Below are 20,153 nucleotides of genomic sequence, written 5' to 3'. Positions count from 1 at the left end.
TATTTATTTCGGTTAAAGCACTGTAAAAATGTAATTTTTGTTGGTTTTGTTCATTTTTGTTGAATTTGTGCATAATTGTTGTTTTCGTGCATTTTAGTTGATTTTGCGTTTTTTATCCAGTTTTGTCAAATGCTGTGTTTTTAACACGGCCATACTTTAAGGTGGGCTTTGCTACGCTTTAACTACGGCTTTGCTATGCCTTTAATAGCATAAATCGAGTAATCGTGAGGTGTGAACTGTGAGTGGGTATGATTAAGAATTGGTTATGGGTGACTATTAATTGAAATGCTTTGTTATGAGTGCTTTATATTTTGAAACACTCTCTTTTAAGCAAATTAAAAAAGAAGGATTGTTAATCGTTAACCAGGCAATTATGGTTAAGATACATGGCTTTTAAGAGCGTAAAACCTTAGTTTTTGTATTTGTTTGTAAGAATTTATGTATAATATTGGTCGTTTACAGGGGTTTGATTCGAGTTTCCTTCGGGAATTGTTCGGGTTTTCTCCGTAAAATAAGGGTTTTACCGAAGGATTCCCGAAGGAATATCGAACATGACTCGAAGGAAACCCCTAAAATAGGTTTTCAATTGAGTGTGTATTTTCTTAAAGAAAAGTGCTTTTTTGTAGGTATTTATGTATATTTGAGAGTATGTATAATTGAACTAAACACACTAGTGTGTTTATATGCATGTTGTGCCCAATAAAACAAAAACCGATTAAATGAAAACTAACATATTTTTTCTTGGAGTTTTATTGATTTTAATTTCTTGTGATAAAAAAGAAAAAAAATCTTCTGACATAATCGTAGACCTAAATGTCAGTAAAATTGACAATCCTTTTTCTAAATCAATGTCACCGCTAGTATTTTTGGATTCAATAAAAGGTGAATTCAAAGGGATTATAAACAAGGACAGTTCTTTTGTAACGTATTTAAATACTGTTCGTTCTAGAGATTTAAAAAACGCTATTAAAAAGGGAGAACTAAAAAAGCAAACCGCCGAGTCAACAATAACTAAAATTTATGCTCTAAGCGGTTTCAACAAAGGCAAGCAATATTATATTATAGACCGCAATGGAAACAAAGATTTTAGTGATGATGAATTAGTGGAATTTAGCAAAAGTATTACTCAAAACGAAAATTATAGGGACTCATTCAGCATCAAAAGCATAATAATAACAAAACTTTCAGGAGGTAATTTTCATAATCAGGAAACTTATTTACAATTTTTACCCGCTCCCAATTACTTTACTTACGAGAAAGAAACTGACGAAGAAAAATTCAAAAATAGTTTACAATTAGCAGCCCTTAAGCATGATTTTTTGTATGGGACATTTAAGGCAAATAACGATGAATACGGTGTAGGTGTAAATAATGGACTTTTCGGAGATGAAATCATTTTCAAAAAATCCAATACTAACTTTCATCCTCCAAACCATCAATTATTTGCAAAGTATAAACCGAAGGATACTGTAAAGTTCGATGACAAGTATTTTAGAATAGACAGTTTGTCCATTTATCCCCCGAAATTGGTAATAAATGAGATTAACAATGTAAATGTCCTTTACGGGTTCAGAACAAATGAGATTTCACAGAATTATGTAATTAATGACTTAAGTGGAGGCTCTACAACCATTAAAGATTTAGCAAAGGAGAAAGGTTTTCTATTATTAGATTTTTGGGGCACTTGGTGCTTACCCTGCAAAGAACTTACACCTGAATTAGTCAATTTACATCAAAAGTACAGCGATGATATTCAATTTGCGAGTTTAGCATTTGAATTGGACCCAAAACCCGTATTAGAATACACCAAAACCAATCAAATGAATTGGTACAATGGAATAATAAAAGGAAAACCAAAATCTGGAAATATGTCATCTCCAATTATTGGCGGTTTAAGAATTGAATGTTATCCCACTTTTATCATTATGGACTCCAACTTGAATATTCTATATCGGACTTGTGGTGGCGGAGATAATTATTTAGGGTTAAAGACTTTTTTGAAATCAAAATTTGAATAAAATTACTGGGCACAATAACTAAGCGTTCGTGTGGTCGGTACGGCCAAACATGAACGCCGTGTTGACTGAACCGGTAGTTGGTCGGTTAGCCTACTATGGGGATTGTTTTATTTTTTTAAGAGAAGTTTAAGTTTAACCGTTATGTAGTATTTGACGCAACGTTTTATATAAAGAAGCATCTATTTAATAAAGATAAAGTATGAAATCAAAAAAATTAATTTTAATCGGACTCATGTTTGTCATTCTATCATGTAACAACGATGATGAAAGTCAGCAGGCTGAAATTGATGGTGAATACGTTGGGATTTTTGAACGAGGCGATAATAATTCTAATGTTGAATTAACCTTTAATAATGGAAATTGGAGTGGTGAAAGTGAAGTTGTAAAATTTCCGGCTTTATGTAATGGCACGTATTCAAGCTCAATAAATGTAATTACCTTTAAAAATGCTTGTCCTTGGACTGCTGAATTTGATTGGAGTCTGATTTTAACTGGTGAATGGAATTATAGTCTGGATGGAAATTCGTTGATTTTGACAAAGACAAATGGAGATAAATACACTCTGACGAAACAATAAAAAATGCACTACAACAATGCTAACGCTAGTGCTAAACCGAAAACAAACGCATATTAACTCGTAACGGACGGTTATAAGAGACCGTTGGCAAACATTTGAGAAATGGAAAATCCTTCTAAAAATATAAATCCTAATATATTTAATATTCCGAAAATGACAATTCCAGAACCTGATTGGGAAGCGTTACATAATAATTTATCAGATGTAAATCTAGAGGATGTTTTTGACCAATTGAAAGAACAAAACAAACAGCTTCGAGAAAATAACGACAAATTAGTAACCACTTTAACTGAACAACATTCAGAAAACAGAAAATTAAGTTCTTCTAATTCTAGATTAACTTGGTTAACTATTTTGATTACTGTATTCTTAGGAGTTCCTAATTTGATATCAATGTTTAGTGAAAATTATAACCAAAAAATGTTTTTTGAACAAAAAGAACAGAATAGGTTATTAAAAGAACATACTGATAAATTAAATAGCATGTTATACCGCTCCATATCTCTCCAAGAGAAACTATTAAATCAGAAAACAATTGACGGACAAAACGAATCTGATAATTAAGAATGTTTGCCAATAATGTTTAAAAACCATTGCTTCTGACTTTCCTATCGGAAAGTCCTCTCAAATTTGCTATATTAGTTATGTAATTTCAATAGGATATAGTGCTGTGCAAGGTGTATCTTTACAATTAGACTTAATCTTTTAAATATTGACCAATATGGCATTCTACAACAAGTTAAAGTGGATACTCGGAATTTTAATGATTTTTGTTTTAATCATTGCCACAAATTTAATAGATAAAAACAATTTTGTTAGAGTACGTGATTCAGTCGTTACAATTTATGAGGACAGATTAATCGCTAACGATTTAATTTTTGAAATGCTAAAGTCGGTTCAGCAAAAGGAATTAGCTGTATCATTATCAGATTCTACGTTCTTTCAAAATGAAAATGCTCTGGTTAATGATAAGTTACAATCTTTAATTTCAAGATTTGAGCAAACTAAATTGACATCGGAAGAGGCGAAAGTTTTTAAAGATTTAAAACGTAATGTTCAGTCGTTAATAACCTCAGAAAACGAGTTTTTAAATTCCGATTATAGCGATAATTCTCAAATGGTTAATCACATTGAAAGTTTAAAGTCTAACCTTAATGACTTGTCCAAAATTCAGCTTACTGAAGGCAATAGACAAATGTCGATAAGCAAACGCGCTGTTGATACCGTTGAGTTATTTACTCAAATTGAGATTTTTATACTGGTTTTCTTAGCAGTTTTAATTCAGATTATAGTGATGTATAAACCAAAAGAAAAGGCTTAATATAATATCCGCTTGGTTTTTGGGAAATGTCCCTTAACGAACATTCGACAGACTTATGAAATACATATCAATATTAACTTTTTTATTCATATTAGCGAATTGTGAAGCTCAGGACACGAAACGTCTTCTTCGTCAAGAATTAATATCTGATTTATCAGAAACACCTATTTATGCCAGGTTAACAGAAAACGTAAATGGACAAATTGAATGGAAAGGAAATTACAAATATTTAGATAGCATCGAAATATATAGAATTACATATTTAAGTGACGGTTTAAAAATAAACGGGCTTATGGTTAAGCCAAAGAAAAATGGAAAATATCCTTGCGTAATATACAACCGAGGCGGAAATAGAGAATTTGGTTCACTTAAAATGGCTCACGGTGCAATAACACTTGGACAAATTGCAAAAGAAGGTTATGTTGTAATTGCAAGTCAATATAGAGGAAATGGAGGAAGCGAGGGACAAGAGGAATTTGGTGGTAAAGATGTTAACGATATAACGATTCTACCAGAGGTATTAAAAGAAATTGAAGTAGCTGATACCAATAGAATTGGAATGTATGGCTGGAGTCGTGGCGGAATGATGACATATATTGCATTAACTAAAATGGATAAAATAAAGGCTGCAGTAGTTGGTGGGGCAGTTTCAAATAGTTTTAGTACTGTCGAAGACAGACCTGAGATGGAAACAAATGTTTTATCAGAGCTAATCCCAAATTATACAGACAATAAGGATGCTGAATTGGAGAAAAGGTCGGCAATAAAATGGGCTGATAAATTCCCTAAAGATGTTCCCATATTAATGCTGCATGGAACTTCCGATTGGAGAGTAAAACCAGAACAAAGTCTAAACCTCGCTTTGGAATTTGAAAAATATAGAATTCCTTACAGACTTATAATGTTTGAAGGTGGCGACCACGGAATTTCTGAACACAAAGATGAAGTTAACGAGCAGGTTTTGAAATGGTTTGATAAGTATTTAAAGAACGATGAACCATTGCCGGATATGGCATATCACGGAAGATAAATACGGGAAGCAACAGAATGTATAGTTCATTACTTCCGGTTTGACTCTCGAAAAGTCTTCACATATTTACTATCTTAGCTTTATAATCTCAAAGTTAGCTGAGGTTTTCCGAGTTATCCTTAAACAAACCCTTTAAGAGTATTTAAAATATCATGAAGCATGTCTTTATTATAACATTTCTTTTGTACAATTTAAATATTGTATTTTGTCAGGATTTTAGTTTGGTGCAAAAACTAAATTCAGTATCAGAAGCTTACGAAAAAGTATATGGCTTTTCAGGGACTGTAAAAGTGGTAATAGACCATAATGACACCTTTGAAAAAAGCTATGGCTTCGCCAATAGAAGTTTCGAAATCAAGAATACGCCAAAAACAAGGTTTTCGATAAATTCGATTTCCAAAACATTCACAGCTACAGCAGTTTTAGTTTTAGTAGAGCATGGCAGAATTGATATAAAAGCACCGGTTAAACGATATATTCCTGGTTTAAAAGCAAGTTGGGCAGATAGCATTACCGTACATCATTTATTAACACACACTTCGGGGTTACCCAGAGAATCTGGAGTTCAGCCTCATCATGAATTGACCTTCCAGGAACAAGTCGAACTTGTCGAAAAGCAATCTCTACTTTTTACACCAGGAGAGCGATACGAGTATTCTAATGCGGGTATTATTTTATTAGGGGCGATTATTGAGAATATGAGCGGTATGAGTTATCGGGAATTTATTGTCGAAAACATCATTCAGCCTTTGAACCTTAGCAATACTGGCTATTATAATGGCAGAAATGTTATTTCAAATTTAGCAGTACCATACCGAATAACGTCTAATGGATTAGAGTTCACTCAAAGAAGTAAGCATTATGGAGATAATGCCGGAGGAGGGCTTTATTCTACTCCCTCTGATCTTTTTCGTTTTGTAGAAGGATTGGAAAACTACAGTATTCTGAGTAAAAAGTATGTTGACATGATGTTTCAATCACATGTGAAAAGTGGAGATAGCGATTTTGAAGGTTATGCATGGAGCATTAAATATTTTGGAGATGAAAAATTATATTTTGCAGCAGGTAGTGGTTATGGAACCAAGAGTGTAATTATTAGAATGCCAGAATCTGGAAACTTCATAGGGATAACTTCAAATTGGGGTAACACGCCTATACTTCAACTATTAAGTGATTTATATCTTACTATTAAAAATAAAGATGTAGCATTACCATCTGAAGATGAATTAGCTACCCCTGCTTTTTATAAGAGTCAAATAGGAACTTATATTTTTAACAAAGAAGAACTCACCAAACACCTTGGGATAAAACGAGCAAAAATTATATTACAAGAAGTTAATGGTCGTTTATTCTTAGATGATGAGTTGTTGAGGGATAATGGTAAATATTTAACATTAACATACACCGATGAATTGAAAATTGAGTTTAAAGGAGATAAAATGATAATTAATATGAATGATAATATTATTGAAGGAATTAAACAATATAGAAAAACTTATAAACGATAATTGTAAGCTTCCCCAGAATAGAACTGTTTAATTTTCTAAAGTTACCTTAAAGTTAATATTATTTTTACACTTTTAAACAGTTCGGTTTTAAGGAAAGTTTACATTCTATCTCATCAATATCATTGAATAAAAATCTTTATATAGCTACAGCAAATCAAGGAGAGAATAATTACGAAAGGAATAAAAAAAGACACGATCATCTTTATGACTTAAGCAAAGAGAAATCGGATGAGCATTTAAGTATAGAGATAGAGTATTTCGAAAAAGAAAATCATCGCTCAGTTCCATTAGTAGCTATTTATAATGGTTTAAAATACATTAATCAAGAATATTAAGAGCTAAGAAAATTGATAAAGTAAAAGTATGTTTGTTACAAGTGAAAACAGAAATTTAATGAGACAAAGCATAAGTATTTTAGGGTGTGGCTGGCTAGGATTAGCCTTAGCAAGTGATTTAACGGCTAAAGGATATGAGGTTTATGGCTCAACGACTTCAGTTTCTAAAATAAAGCTCCTTGAAGAAAAAGGTATTAAATCGTTTCTAATAGATATTAGTAAACCAGACCTTGATATCATAAGGGATTTTTTAAGTTCCAAGGTTCTGGTTATTGCTATTACATCCAAGAATATCGGTGATATTAAAAATTTGATAAAGCACATTGAGGTTTCTGAAGTTCAAAACGTAATATTCATTAGTTCAACTTCTGTTTATCCGTTTACCAATGACATTGTTACAGAAGAGACCGATACGCTCAATACGCCACTGGCCGAAATGGAACAATTATTCATTGGTAATCCTTCTTTTAAATCCACTATTATTAGGTTTGGTGGATTATTTGGATACGACAGAAAACCAGGGAATTTCGTTAAAGACAATAAGCCAGTTGAGTATCCGGACGGATATGTTAATCTCATTCATAGAGATGATTGCATTGAAATCATTGAGCAAGTGATTTTTAAAAATATCTGGAATGAAATTCTTAATGCTTGTGCCGATAGTCATCCAAAACGACGGGATTTTTACCTTAGAGAAAGCCGAAAAACAGGAAAGTCTCAAATCGTTTTTAATGAAGCGACAGAAAGTAAGTATAAGATTATAAATAGCCAAAAATTAAAAAGATTACTGGACTATAAATTTATACATGCTGATTTAATGAATCTTGTATGATGATACAAAAATAAGCAACATGTAGTCTATGGGATTCGCTCTGAGTTATAGGTGTTCTATTCTGTGTTTTGTGAATTAACCAAGAAGATCGGCTGAATTTAAATTTAAATAATGAATCATAATTTTCCAAGAATAAAAACAAATCGATTGTTTTTACGAGAAATAACAGATTTTGATCAGGAAAACATTTTCAGAGGACTTTCCAATCCGAAAGTTATTCAGTATTACGTGGTTAGTTTTAATAGTTTGGAAGCTACAAGAGAACAAATGCTTTGGTTTTCGGAAAAAGCACAAATGTGGTGGGCGATTTGTTCTCCTGACAACCAGACATTTTACGGCGCAGGCGGATTAAATGATATTGACCATAAAGAAAAGAAAGCAGAAATAGGACTTTGGTTACTTCCTGATATCTGGGGAAAGGGGATTATGAAAGAAGTCTTACCATTAATCGCTGATTACGGTTTTCATCAACTTAAACTAAACCGAATTGAAGGATTTGTGGAAAGTGAAAATATGAATTGTAAGAAGGCTATGTCTAAACTAGATTTTCAATATGAAAAAACATTAAAAGATTGTGAAATTAAAAATGGCAAACCAATAAGCATTGATGTATATGCCAAAACAATTTGATAAAAATGTATACTTTACAAATCAGCGTTTGTTGTTTTCGTTTGAACATGACATATTCAAAATTATAAAGTCTAATTTAACCCCAGAATTATATTCCCAATAATCTTAAACCAAACCTTATTTTACCGAACCGTTTTATGTAGGGTTTAATATTAGGACGTTAAGGATATTCATGACGTATTTAGGAAATTAATATTCGGAGTAACTGTTTTAGGTCGCGTGGGAGAGCCAGAAGATATTGGTAGTATTGTAGCCTTTTTTATGCACCGAAGATGCCTGCTGGATTAATGGGCAACGTATTGAAGCCTCAGGAGGCGTGTTTTTGTAACATTTAAATTTTTTTTAAGTCTTTTAAAATAGGAAAAAGCTTTATTTTTCTTTAAATTAGGTTGCTTCATTAAAAAATCTACTTATGAAATTCATCGTCACTTTATGTTTAGGAATACTTATCTCTATCAAAGGATATGCTAAATGTGGTAATTGTGGCTTGATAGTTTATCCATCTGCCGATTCTATAAGTCAGAATTCGTTATTTATGCTGGAGGGGATTTTAGAAAGTCAAAAAATTATCCATGCGTTAAACAAAGATTATCCAATTTATCTGGAATCCGAAGGAAATAAAATACCTCTAAAAGTAGTTGAAGTGAACACAGGTCTTTATGGTAAATCACAAGCCATATTAAAGCCTTATAAATTACTTGAAAAAGGAAAATATTATGAACTCCAAATCGATAATTTAGATGAAAGGGAAAGAAAGTTTTTCAATAAGTATCCGTATGATAATAAAATTAGTTGGGTAGTTAAAGATATTGAATGTAAAGAGACTCCTGTTTTTGTGAAGCAACCGAGTTTTATAGATTCTGAGTTTGTTCAATTTGGTTGTGGACCTGCTGTTCATGCTAATTTTAGAGTTCAAACTAAGGGTGAATCTTTGTTGCTCTATAAAACAGAATTTGTTTCACTTGAAACAAGAATAAAAACGACGTTTTATTTAATGGGAGATAAATCAGGAACATTAAAAGTAGGCCATGGTATGTGTAATGGAGCTTTTAATTTTAAAAAAGAAGGTAAATATAAAGTACGATTTAGTTTGTTGGATTTTTCTGGGAATGAGAATAAAACCTGGACGGATTGGGTAATTTTCGATAGTCCTTTTTTATCCTTAGAATAATTATGTAGTTTGCGGGCGTTTTAACCCCTAATCTTAAATAATGAAATCAGTTTTATTTTTCACCTTCCTAACAGCAGTCGCGAAATCAGCAATCATTGCCTGTATAGGACTTTTAGTTAAAGATCATTTTAAAACCTTTTTAACCTTAATTACAAGAAAAGCTATTCCGGAAAGCGAAGTAGAATCTGTAAACTCTGAAAAGTTTAATAATGTATTAAAATGGATAGGCATTGCTATTATAGCTTTAGGTGTATGTATGACTTTAACAGCATTTGCGAGTTTTATTGCTGGTATTGAAATGTCTTCAAACCGATTAAAACTTAATTTCTAACCCTACCAATGAAATATCCTCATATCATAGTGGTATGTCTTCTTTTAGTACTATCCTGTAAAAAGGAAAAACACACCATGATTGAAATCGAAACAGAATTAGGAACTATTATTGCAGAACTATATGTCGATAAGGCTCCAAAAACCTGTGCTAATTTTTTAAAATATATTGAACAAGGTGCTTACAAAGATGCCCGTTTTTACAGAACAGTGCGTTTAGATAACCAACTGCAAAGCGAAGTGAAGATTGAGGTTATTCAAGGAGGTATAGATTCTGAAGATGTAATGTTCGAGCCTGTAGCACATGAAAACACTAATGAAACAGGAGTTTTACATGAAGATGGTACCTTGTCTATGGCGCGTTATGAACCCGGAACAGCAACTACTGAGTTTTTTATTTGTTTAGGCAACCAACCGGAACTGGATTATGGCGGAAAACGTAATCCTGATGGACAAGGTTTTGCTGCCTTTGGTAAAGTCGTTCAGGGAATGGATATTGTTAAAGCTATTCAGCAGTTAAAAGATGAAGATCAGATGTTGATTGAGCCGGTGTTCTTTAAAATTGTATCTGTGAAATCTACTACTGGTTACAGGACTTTATAGACCAGCGAAAGGGTAGTTTGTTTTTTAGAAATGATAATCGTTGTTTTTCTTTTTGTTTTAATTTTTTACGGGTTTGCATACCATTATAAGAACACTATACGTCCAAGAATTATAGGAGCTCGAGGGGAGCAGGAGGTGTCTAAAAAACTAAGCAGGCTTAATAGACGAAAGTACCTGGTTTTAAATGATATTTTATTGAAATACGGAGATTCTACGACACAAATAGATCATATTGTTATTTGTGAGGCTGGAATTTTTGTTATTGAAACCAAAAACTATAAAGGCTGGATTCACGGACGTGAAAATGCCGAATACTGGACACAAACGATTTTTAATTATAAAACGAAACTTAGAAATCCTATCAAACAGAATTGGGTGCATGTGTTTGCATTAAAGGAAACTTTAGTCGAATTTGGGTTTATTGAATATTTTCCAGTTGTTGTATTTGCAGGGAGTGGAAAATTAAAGAATATCAAATCCTGGTTACCTGTTATTAAGACAAAAAAACTTCGCAGAACTATAAAGAAAGCAAATCAATCGCAGTATTTATGCCAAGACACCATGAAGCAGATTGCAGAAACTATAGAAGCATGTAATATTAAGGACAGAAAGGCAAATAAGAGGCATATTAAACGGGTAAAAAAACAAGTTAGAGAAAAGAAGACCCGGGAAAAGGGAAAGGTTTGTCCGAATTGCAGTGGAAGTCTTGTTATTAAAGGTGGAAAGTATGGTAGTTTTTACGGATGTTTAAATTTTCCAAAATGCAGATATACACTTAATTTTTAATCATCTGAATTTCGAATAAGTAACATGAACAAAAAATCCCTGTTCAGTATTTCGAACAGGGATTTTTTATTACTTTCTTTTATTCCTTTTGTTATAGTTTTTATCGCCTCGTGTTTTCGGCTTTTTATATTTTTTAGCGATTTTAAATTTGTAGGAGCCTCCTAAGTTTTCTTTTTGGTTTTTGGCTTTCTTTTCATGAAATGCCGGACCAGGCATATCTTCCTCACTACGTTTGGTCGGGTTATTGCGCTCTTTTACTTTGGTGCGTTCCTCTTCTAAAAGCTGATCGGAAATTTCTACCATTTCAGGTAATTCTAAAACAGGAATTTCCATATTCATTAAACGCTCGATATTTTCACGGGCTTCCTGTTCTTTTTCAGTCGATAATAGAATAGCCTCTCCTTTACGTTCGGCACGCCCAGTTCTTCCAATACGGTGCATGTAGTTTTCCGGGTAATCCGGGGTGTCTAAATTAATTACGTGACTTACGTTTTCAATGTCCAGACCACGAGCCATAACATCGGTGGCAACTAAAATACGGTTCTCTCCATTTCTAAATTGCTCAATACTACGTAAACGATAGTTTTGGGTTTTGTTAGAGTGAATGACACATAATTCTTCTTTGAAATGTAGGTCTAATTCTTCAAACAGTTTATCAGCAATCTTTTTATTCGATACGAACACAATCACCTTGTTAAAGGTTTCAGCATCATTTAGAATATGAACTAACAGATTGACTTTGGTAAAAAAGTTGGGGACATTATAACGCGTTTGCTCGATGTTTTCTAACGGCGTTCCCGAAACAGCAATTGATACACGTTCTGGAATGGTAAAGAAGTCGTTCAATAAGTCATCGACATCTTCTGTCATCGTAGCCGAGAACATAATATTCTGACGCTTTTCCGGAAGGATATCAAAAATATTAATCAGCTGATGTCTGAACCCTAAATCCAGCATTACATCAACTTCATCAATCACTAACTTTTGAATCGATTTCAACTGTAATACCCGACTTAAAGCTAAATCATATAAACGCCCAGGTGTAGCGACTAAAATATCTAAACCTTCGGCAACAGCCATTTTTTGAGTGTTAATGTTGGTGCCACCATAAACACCAAGCACTCGGGTATTGATATATTTGGTTAGTTTTTCAATTTCTTCAACCACCTGAACCACCAATTCGCGTGTAGGCACTAAAATAAGGACACGTGGATTCTCCTGTTTAGAGAATTTTAAATTCTTTAAAATAGGCAGCATGTAAGCAAAGGTTTTACCAGTACCAGTCTGAGCAATACCAACAATGTCTCTCCCTGAGCTTACAATATTAAAAGCTTCGGCCTGAATAGGCGTGGGTGTTGTGAAGCCTAAATCGTCTAAGGCGTTATATAGCGGGGTGTTTAAATTTAAATCTCTAAAAGTCAAAACGTATCATTTATAGTGGGCAAAGTTACGCTTATTATTCTACTTACACTAAATGCGTGTTGTGTATTTCTATGCTATAGCTTGCTGTAAAATTATTTTTAGGTTCTAATTTTAAAATGCCTTCCTTTGTTTTAAAATCCTGATTATGGTTCACACTGTCGGCAATGCCTAACCAAGGTTCAATGCAGACATAGTCTCCTGTAGGTTTAGCCCAAACACCTAAATATGGAAAATCATGATACGATACCGTTAAGATATCACCGGAATGAACACTGTTTAATGTAATGGTTTTAGACTTTAAGTCTTTAAAAATTAAAGCATCCTTATCGAATAGGTTGTGTTTAAGTTTTATGGTGTTTGTATTATTCAAAAGCGGTGCGGTTTCATTTAAAATAAGGCCGTCTGAAAGACTAACCATATGCGTTTCTGAATGTTCTGAATGTTCAAAAACTAAGCTGTAATCTTCATAGGTTTCGTTGTTGTAAACAGGGCATTTAAATGCCGGATGGCCACCTAATGAAAAATACAAGGGGTTATCATCCAGATTGTTAATCGTATGAATAACGTCTAAGGTGTTTTCGGTAAGTTTATAAGTGATGAGGAATTCAAATTTAAAAGGATAGACTTTTAGGGTTTCATTATCATAAGACAGTTTGAATGTTATACTATCCTCAGATTGCTCCACTAATTCTATGTTCTCATTGCCCCTAATAAAACCGTGTTTCGGTAATGTATAGGCTTTATTGTCCAGAATATAAGTGTCGTTTTTTAAGGCACCTATAACAGGAAACAGGTTAGGTGCAAAGCCAGCCCAAACATCGGGGTTGGCATCCCACATAAATTGGGTTTGGTGTTTTACAGAACTAATTTCACATAATTCGGCGCCGGTATTTTTAACGCTAATTTTTAGTAGGTCGTTTTCTAGTGTAAACATGAATAGAATATTTAATCTAATATACAAAACTTGTGAATTTTTAAGGATTCTACCTAAATTTGCGCTATAAATTTTTCACTTGAGAGCAGTACAAAATCGCCATATCGAAGACATTCAGTTGTTTAAGCAGAAATTATTATTGTGGAGTCAGCAATTTGAAGATGTTGTTTGGCTGGATTCTAATAATTACAAGCAACAATACGGAGAATATGATGCGGTGTTGGCGGTTGATGCATTTACCAGTATCAAAACCGATTATACGCAGGCTTTCGAGCAATTAAAAGATTATCAAACACAAGCGAAGGACTGGATTTTTGGGTATTTAACCTACGATTTAAAAAATGCAGTAGAACCTTTAGAGTCGAAGAACTATGATGGCTTAGGGTTTCCTGACTTGTATTTTTTTCAGCCAAAACGTTTATTCTTTATAAAAGAGAATGAGGTTGATGTTCAGTATTTAAATATGGTTGATGATGAAATGGAATCCGATTTTGAAGATATTCAGTCGGTAGATATTTCCGAAAAGCAACAACAGAGAGACCCGATAAAAATTCACCTTCGTATTCATAAAGACGCCTATCAGGAGAAAGTTGGTGCGATGTTAGAGCATATTCATCGAGGTGATATTTACGAGGCTAATTTTTGTCAGGAATTTTATGCTGAAGACACTCAGATTCCGCCTTTAGAAATTTATAATAAACTCAACAATATATCGAATCCGCCATTTGCTACGTTTTTGAAATGTACCGATAAATATTTATTATCCGCATCACCGGAGCGTTACATAAAAAAAGAAGGCAATAAGGTGATTTCTCAACCCATTAAAGGGACAGCAAAACGCGCTTTAGATGTAGAGGAAGATGAACAGCTGAAAAAAGAGTTGTTGGAGAATGAAAAGGAACGTAGTGAAAATATCATGATTGTGGATTTGGTACGTAACGATTTATCTAAAACTGCCATTAGAGGTAGCGTTGAGGTGGAGGAGTTATGTAAGATTTACACCTTCGATCAGGTGCATCAAATGATATCGACAGTGAAGTCGCTAGTAACACCCGAAACACATCCGGTAGACATTATTGAAACCACATTCCCTATGGGGAGTATGACGGGTGCTCCAAAGTTTTCGGCTATGAAAATTATAGAGACTTTAGAAGAAACTAAACGCGGACTTTATTCTGGAGCTGTTGGTTATTTTTCCCCAACAGGAAATTTCGATTTTAATGTGGTGATTAGAAGTATCCTTTATAATGAAACCAAAAAATACGTGTCCTATTCCGTAGGTGGCGCTATAACTGCTAAAAGCGATCCCCATAAAGAATATGAGGAATGTTTAGTAAAAGCAAAAGCTATGCGACAAGTGCTCGAAGACTAGTCTAAATTGGTTTCAAAACTCTTTTTCACCCAGTTAATAATATTCTCGATACGTTGTTCTTCAATTTGTTTTATTGCAGCAATATCGGCAATGGGTAATTTACCAAAGACGTATAAATCAATGATGTTTGAAACGTTAATTGGTAGTCTGGTGTAAATATTTCCGATAACCTTTTTGGAGTTATTGCGTTTAGAAGCTTTTGTGTTAAAAGCATTTAAAATAGAATGGTTATTGTCATCGTAAAGAAACAGGTGTTTATCATGTCCGTTCTGTTGGTAGGAGATATCATTCAGGTCCTCATTCATAATATAATCGAAACCGTCATCAATGGTATATTTCTCTTCCAGAGCTGCTAGTTCTTCTTCTAGAAACTTGCGTGTACTAATGGTGTTATTATGAAAAGCTTCTTTTTCATAAATATTATCCAATTGTGAATTAACCATTTTAAAAAGTTTGAGTTTTAAGGTGTTGTTGTCTATATCTACATCATAACCCTTTTCATAGAAAGCAACAATTGTGTCGTCTACTACACCATTTGAAGAATACATTTTTCTTGGAATAATGCCTTTAGATTCGGCAATATAAAGCCTGTGTTTAACATAAGGATGTAGTTGTTGCGATGCGGTAAGCATCTTTTTATTGAAGGCTGCCTGTGTTGCTTTATCGTTTAATTTATCAATGGTGCTCATGGTCCTCATCTATTAAAATTACAGTTATAAGATACTAAATTCTCAGATTTTAAACTAGTATTTTATCTCATTTTAAATAAATGTAGGATATCATTTTCAAAAGGCATTGTTGTATATTTGAAGCATGCTAAAAGAATTTCAAGATCATTTAGAATCTCGTTTATCGTTCTTAAAGGACAGTAAATTGCTTATTGCTATTTCTGGCGGAATTGATAGTGTTGTACTTACACATTTATGTTATAAAAGTCAATTGAATGTAGCTTTAGCACATTGTAATTTTAATTTACGCGGAAAAGAAAGTGATGCAGATGAAGACTTTGTGCTGCAGCTGGCAGAGGATTTAGATCTAGAAGTGTTTGTAGAAAGTTTTGATACTGAAGGGTATGCCGAAGAAAACAAACGTTCTATACAGATGGCAGCGCGCGAATTGCGGTATAATTGGTTTTCGGAATTATCAGAGCAGTTACAATTTGATTACGTCTTAACTGCACATCACGCCGATGATAACTTAGAAACCTTTTTAATCAATTTTACGCGTGGAACGGGGTTGGAAGGTCTAACCGGAATTCCGGAAGTGAATGAGGTGTTTGTTCGTCCGTTATTGCCTTTTTCTAATGAACAGATTGCAAATTTTGCAAAAGATAATGATATCAAGTGGCGCGACGATAGCAGTAACAAATCGACCAAATACCTGCGTAACAAATTACGCCATGACGTTATCCCGATTTTAAAAGAGATTAACCCAAGCTTATTACAGAGTTTCCAAAGTACATTGAGTCATTTAAACGATACATTCGGTATTGTTGAGGATGCTATGGAAACGTTTTTAAAAGAAGCAATCATAAAAGTGACCAGTCAGGAAACCAAGTATAAGGTTGAGGTATTTAAGAAGCAAAGTGCACCCAAAGCGTTTTTATATGAAACTTTCAAAAGTTATGGGTTTACACAATGGGACGATATTTTAAATTTACTTTCGGCGCAGCCTGGAAAATACGTAGCTTCAGCAACGCATCGCTTAATAAAAGACCGCGATGTGTTAATACTAACGGGGAATATTAGCGAAGTATTACCTGATGAAAGTATAACAGTTTTAGATACTAATGCAACTTTAAAAATTCCTTGTGGGTATTTAGAGTTTTCTGAAGTTGATGTTTTAAATACAGAACATCATGAGAATTGTATTTACATCGATAAAGGACTTTTGCATAGTCCGCTTACCATACGACAGAAAAAACAAGGCGATGCCTTTTCCCCATTAGGGATGAAAGGCAAAAAGAAAAAGCTGAGTAAGTTTTTTAAGGACGAAAAGTTTTCGTTGGTCGATAAAGAGAATACCTGGTTGTTTTGTAGTGATGATAATATTGTATGGGTTATTGGTAAGCGTGCTGATGACCGATTTAAGGTGACTGACAAAACCAAGCATATTTTAAAAATAGAATTAATTCAATAATGACAGTATTACAAGGGCAGATTGTCGACATAGTAAACCAACGTATTTTTAAAGGTGAAATAACCATTACAGATGGAAAAATCGCTTCAATTGAAGAAAAAGAACATGATGTAAATCATTATATTCTTCCTGGTTTTGTCGATGCCCACATACATATTGAAAGTTCTCTGTTGGTGCCCAGTGAATTTGCTCGGTTGGCAGTTACTCATGGTACGGTAGCTACGGTTTCCGATCCGCATGAGATAGCCAATGTACTTGGTGTGAAAGGCGTGGAATTTATGATTGAAAACGGAAAAAAAGTGCCGTTTAAATTTAATTTTGGAGCGCCTTCCTGTGTACCGGCAACTACGTTTGAATCGGCAGGAGCTGTAATTGATTCCGATGCTATTAAGATCTTACTTGAAAACCCGGATATCAAGTATCTGGCAGAAATGATGAATTATCCCGGTGTCTTGCTTGATGATGAAGAGGTCATGAAAAAACTCGCCTGGGCAAAGCATTATAAAAAACCTATTGATGGCCACGCTCCCGGATTGCGAGGCGATGATATTACTAAGTATATAAATTCCGGAATAACAACAGATCATGAGTGTTTCACTTATGAAGAGGCTTTGGAAAAGCTTCAAAAGGGAATGAAAATTTTAATTCGTGAGGGGAGTGCCGCTAAAAATTTTGAAGCCTTAATCGATTTGGCTTCGGAACATTACCAAAATATGATGTTTTGTAGTGATGATAAACATCCAGACGATTTGTTAATTGACCATATAAATAGGCTTTGTGCTCGTGCGGTAGAAAAAGGTATCGATGTATTTAAAGTGTTGCAAATGGCGTGTGTTAATCCTGTAAAACATTATAATTTAGATGTTGGATTGCTACAGGTTGGTGATACTGCCGATTGTATTGTCGTAGAGGATTTAAAAGATTTTAAAACCCTTCAAACCTATGTTGATGGAGTCTTGGTTTTCGATAATGGAACATCTTTAATTCAATCTGTTGCTTTTGATAATCTGAATAATTTCAATTGTGATAAAAAAACAATTGAAGATTTTAAAGTTAAATCTTCTGCTAAGCAAATTCGTGTTATAGAAGCTTTAGAAGGGCAGTTGGTTACCAACGAATTAATTGAAGATTCTAAAATTGAAGACAATAACCTGGTTTCAAATACAGAAAAAGACATACTAAAAATGTCGGTAGTTAACCGTTATCAAAATCAGAAACCATCCATCGCTTTTATTAAAAATTTCGGATTAAAAGAAGGTGCTATAGCCTCTTCGGTTGGTCATGATTCCCATAATATTATTGCTGTTGGTGTTTCAGACGAAGCTATTTGTCGAGCCGTTAATTTACTCATCGAGAATAAAGGTGGTATTTGTGCGGTTTCGGAAACTGAAGAACAGGTTCTGCCGTTACCTGTAGCAGGAATTATAAGTGATAAGGATGGGAAAACGGTTGGTGAAGCTTATGCGAAGCTCGATGCCATGGCAAAACAATTGGGTAGTAGTTTGTATGCGCCTTATATGACGTTGTCCTTCATGGCTTTGCTGGTTATTCCCTCGTTAAAATTGAGTGATAAAGGCTTATTTGATGGTTCCCAATTTAAATTTACTACATTAGACGTTAATTAATTATGCCAGTATTACACAGTACATATAGTCCCTTATTTGTTTTTAGGAATGGGTTTGTTTCAACCGTGTATTCGGGGTTAATCCGTTCGGTTAAACTTGAACAGGAACGCAGGCGTATTGATCTTAGAGATGGTGATTTTCTTGACTTAGACTGGAGCTATGCAGGGGCTAAAACCGATAAACTTATTTTGTGTTTCCATGGTCTGGAAGGCAATGGGCAACGTCCATATCTCACGGCAACGGCAAAATTATTTAATGAAAATGATACCGATGCGATTTGTGTGAATTTCAGAGGTTGTAGTGGCGAGGATAATTTAAAGTTTAGAAGTTATCATTCCGGTGCTACAGAAGATTTAGAAGATGTTCTTCAGCATGTGTTAGATTTAAACAGGTATTCTGAAATTTACTTGTACGGAGTTAGTCTTGGAGCCAATTTGATTTTGAAATATTTAGGAGAGCGAAACGATGTTCCAACACAGGTTAAGGCTGCTGTAGCGGTATCGGTACCTGCAGATTTAAACGGATCTTGTTTGGAATTGTTAAAACCTAAAAACAGACCTTATGCGAACCGGTTTTTAAATCATTTAACAAGAAAACTCATAAATAAAGCGGTTAAATACCCTGATAATTTATCATATGAGGAATTCTGTACCATAAATACGCTTCGAGACTTCGACGAAGTGTATACCGCAAAGGCTCACGGCTTTAAAGATGCTTCCGATTATTATGAGAAAAGCAGTTGCTTACAGTTTCTACCCAATATAAAAACGCGAACACTTATTATTAATGCATTGAATGATTCTTTTTTATCACCAGAGTGTTACCCTGTAAAAGAGGCTAAAGAAAATCCGAATCTGTTTTTAGAAATGCCCAAAAATGGAGGACATGTTGGTTTTATTGATAAACGCAATGTGTATTACAATGAAAAGCGGGCTTTAGAGTTTGTTTTGAAATCTTAAAAAAGTCTTAAAATCATATAACAAGTATTCTTTTTTGTATTTTTAAAGGAATTGGTTTTAACCAAATTACTTTAAAACCTTCTTTTAACTTAATACAAATTAATATGCCTGAGTATAAATTACGCATTAACGGAACTTCTCATAATGTTAATGTAGACGACGATACCCCTTTACTTTGGGTATTGCGAGATGAATTAAAGCTTCTTGGAACGAAATTCGGATGTGGTATTGGCCAGTGTGGAGCATGTACCGTTCATTTTGAAGGTGCTGCCGTACGTAGTTGTCTGATTGCCGTATCGACCATAGGAACATCAGAAATTACAACCATAGAAGGTTTGTCAGAGGAAGGCGATCATCCGGTACAAAAGGCTTGGTTGGAACATGATGTTCCGCAGTGTGGCTATTGTCAGAGCGGACAAATTATGAATGCGACTGCTTTGTTAACTGAAAATCCAAAACCAACAGATAAGGATATCGATAATGCTATGAGTGGAAATATTTGCCGTTGTGGTACTTATGTAAGAATTAAACAAGCTATTAAAACCGCATCTAACCAATAAA

At 34.0% G+C, this 20,153-nt stretch carries 21 protein-coding genes; 18 read left to right on the top strand and 3 right to left on the bottom strand.

The window, feature by feature from the left end; translation table 11 throughout:
* Positions 1-719 precede the first annotated feature (719 nt).
* The 13 genes from ICJ85_RS03235 (at position 720) to ICJ85_RS03180 (ending at position 11,141) form a co-directional block, all read left to right on the top strand.
* A complete protein-coding gene (locus ICJ85_RS03235) occupies positions 720-2,018 on the top strand; it encodes a TlpA family protein disulfide reductase (RefSeq protein ID WP_188222326.1) in 1,299 nt (432 codons plus the stop codon).
* A 199-nt stretch (positions 2,019-2,217) separates the two neighbouring features.
* Positions 2,218-2,595, top strand: coding sequence for a hypothetical protein (locus ICJ85_RS03230; RefSeq protein WP_188222325.1), 378 nt, complete (start codon positions 2,218-2,220; stop codon positions 2,593-2,595).
* Between the two features lie 102 nt (positions 2,596-2,697).
* On the top strand, positions 2,698-3,159 hold the full coding sequence (locus ICJ85_RS03225) for a hypothetical protein (protein WP_188222324.1): 462 nt from the start codon (positions 2,698-2,700) through the stop codon (positions 3,157-3,159).
* Between the two features lie 157 nt (positions 3,160-3,316).
* Positions 3,317-3,916, top strand: a complete 600-nt coding sequence (locus ICJ85_RS03220) for an MCP four helix bundle domain-containing protein (protein WP_188222323.1) — start codon at positions 3,317-3,319, stop codon at positions 3,914-3,916.
* 55 nt (positions 3,917-3,971) lie between these two features.
* Positions 3,972-4,946: an alpha/beta hydrolase family protein gene (locus tag ICJ85_RS03215; protein WP_188222322.1), complete on the top strand. Its 975-nt coding sequence runs from the start codon at positions 3,972-3,974 to the stop codon at positions 4,944-4,946.
* 152 nt (positions 4,947-5,098) lie between these two features.
* Positions 5,099-6,454: a serine hydrolase domain-containing protein gene (locus tag ICJ85_RS03210; RefSeq protein ID WP_188222321.1), complete on the top strand. Its 1,356-nt coding sequence runs from the start codon at positions 5,099-5,101 to the stop codon at positions 6,452-6,454.
* Between the two features lie 122 nt (positions 6,455-6,576).
* Complete coding sequence (locus ICJ85_RS16475) at positions 6,577-6,789, top strand: hypothetical protein (RefSeq protein ID WP_206688026.1); 213 nt, start codon at positions 6,577-6,579, stop codon at positions 6,787-6,789.
* Positions 6,790-6,847: 58 nt separating this feature from the next.
* Complete coding sequence (locus ICJ85_RS03205) at positions 6,848-7,621, top strand: Rossmann-fold NAD(P)-binding domain-containing protein (protein ID WP_188222320.1); 774 nt, start codon at positions 6,848-6,850, stop codon at positions 7,619-7,621.
* A 111-nt stretch (positions 7,622-7,732) separates the two neighbouring features.
* Positions 7,733-8,251: a GNAT family N-acetyltransferase gene (locus ICJ85_RS03200; protein ID WP_188222319.1), complete on the top strand. Its 519-nt coding sequence runs from the start codon at positions 7,733-7,735 to the stop codon at positions 8,249-8,251.
* 412 nt (positions 8,252-8,663) lie between these two features.
* Positions 8,664-9,422 carry a hypothetical protein gene (locus ICJ85_RS03195; protein WP_188222318.1) on the top strand — a complete coding sequence of 253 codons (759 nt, stop codon included), beginning with the start codon at positions 8,664-8,666 and terminating at the stop codon, positions 9,420-9,422.
* A 40-nt stretch (positions 9,423-9,462) separates the two neighbouring features.
* On the top strand, positions 9,463-9,753 hold the full coding sequence (locus ICJ85_RS03190) for a hypothetical protein (protein ID WP_188222317.1): 291 nt from the start codon (positions 9,463-9,465) through the stop codon (positions 9,751-9,753).
* Positions 9,754-9,761: 8 nt separating this feature from the next.
* Positions 9,762-10,355 (top strand): peptidylprolyl isomerase, encoded by a 594-nt coding sequence (locus tag ICJ85_RS03185; protein WP_188222316.1) that lies wholly within the window; start codon positions 9,762-9,764, stop codon positions 10,353-10,355.
* A 30-nt stretch (positions 10,356-10,385) separates the two neighbouring features.
* A complete protein-coding gene (locus tag ICJ85_RS03180) occupies positions 10,386-11,141 on the top strand; it encodes a nuclease-related domain-containing protein (protein ID WP_188222315.1) in 756 nt (251 codons plus the stop codon).
* A gap of 69 nt (positions 11,142-11,210) precedes the next feature.
* On the opposite strand, the gene ICJ85_RS03175 is transcribed toward ICJ85_RS03180, so the two are convergent.
* Both ICJ85_RS03175 and ICJ85_RS03170 read right to left on the bottom strand, forming a co-directional pair.
* Positions 11,211-12,563, bottom strand: a complete 1,353-nt coding sequence (locus ICJ85_RS03175; protein ID WP_188222314.1) for a DEAD/DEAH box helicase — start codon at positions 12,561-12,563, stop codon at positions 11,211-11,213.
* A 43-nt stretch (positions 12,564-12,606) separates the two neighbouring features.
* On the bottom strand, positions 12,607-13,497 hold the full coding sequence (locus tag ICJ85_RS03170; RefSeq protein ID WP_188222313.1) for an aldose 1-epimerase family protein: 891 nt from the start codon (positions 13,495-13,497) through the stop codon (positions 12,607-12,609).
* Between the two features lie 79 nt (positions 13,498-13,576).
* Here ICJ85_RS03170 and pabB point away from each other — a divergent pair, with 79 nt between their 5' ends.
* Entirely contained in the window at positions 13,577-14,869 is a 1,293-nt protein-coding gene (pabB, locus tag ICJ85_RS03165) for an aminodeoxychorismate synthase component I (protein ID WP_188222312.1), read from the top strand.
* Here pabB and ICJ85_RS03160 read toward each other — a convergent pair.
* Positions 14,866-15,558, bottom strand: a complete 693-nt coding sequence (locus tag ICJ85_RS03160; RefSeq protein ID WP_188222311.1) for a hypothetical protein — start codon at positions 15,556-15,558, stop codon at positions 14,866-14,868. The two genes, pabB and ICJ85_RS03160, sit on opposite strands and share 4 nt — an antisense overlap.
* Positions 15,559-15,682: 124 nt before the next feature.
* On the opposite strand from ICJ85_RS03160, the gene tilS reads away from it, so the two are divergent.
* The 4 genes from tilS (at position 15,683) to ICJ85_RS03140 (ending at position 20,152) form a co-directional block, all read left to right on the top strand.
* Positions 15,683-17,008: a tRNA lysidine(34) synthetase TilS gene (tilS, locus tag ICJ85_RS03155; RefSeq protein ID WP_188222310.1), complete on the top strand. Its 1,326-nt coding sequence runs from the start codon at positions 15,683-15,685 to the stop codon at positions 17,006-17,008.
* Positions 17,008-18,633 carry an adenine deaminase gene (gene ade / locus ICJ85_RS03150; RefSeq protein ID WP_188222309.1) on the top strand — a complete coding sequence of 542 codons (1,626 nt, stop codon included), beginning with the start codon at positions 17,008-17,010 and terminating at the stop codon, positions 18,631-18,633. Before tilS ends, ade begins: the two co-directional genes overlap by 1 nt.
* Before the next feature lie 2 nt (positions 18,634-18,635).
* The gene (locus tag ICJ85_RS03145) at positions 18,636-19,592 is read left to right on the top strand and encodes a YheT family hydrolase (RefSeq protein ID WP_188222308.1); all 957 of its coding nucleotides are present in this window, start codon (positions 18,636-18,638) and stop codon (positions 19,590-19,592) included.
* A gap of 104 nt (positions 19,593-19,696) precedes the next feature.
* Positions 19,697-20,152 carry a (2Fe-2S)-binding protein gene (locus tag ICJ85_RS03140; protein ID WP_188222307.1) on the top strand — a complete coding sequence of 152 codons (456 nt, stop codon included), beginning with the start codon at positions 19,697-19,699 and terminating at the stop codon, positions 20,150-20,152.
* The last annotated feature ends 1 nt before the right edge of the window (position 20,153 follow it).

Origin of the sequence: Aestuariibaculum marinum (assembly GCF_014596975.1) — a bacterium.
In the GTDB taxonomy this organism is placed as follows: domain Bacteria; phylum Bacteroidota; class Bacteroidia; order Flavobacteriales; family Flavobacteriaceae; genus Aestuariibaculum; species Aestuariibaculum marinum.
The sequence above is the reverse complement of the archived record's forward strand: the minus strand, read 5'-3'. Positions and strand labels throughout refer to the sequence as shown.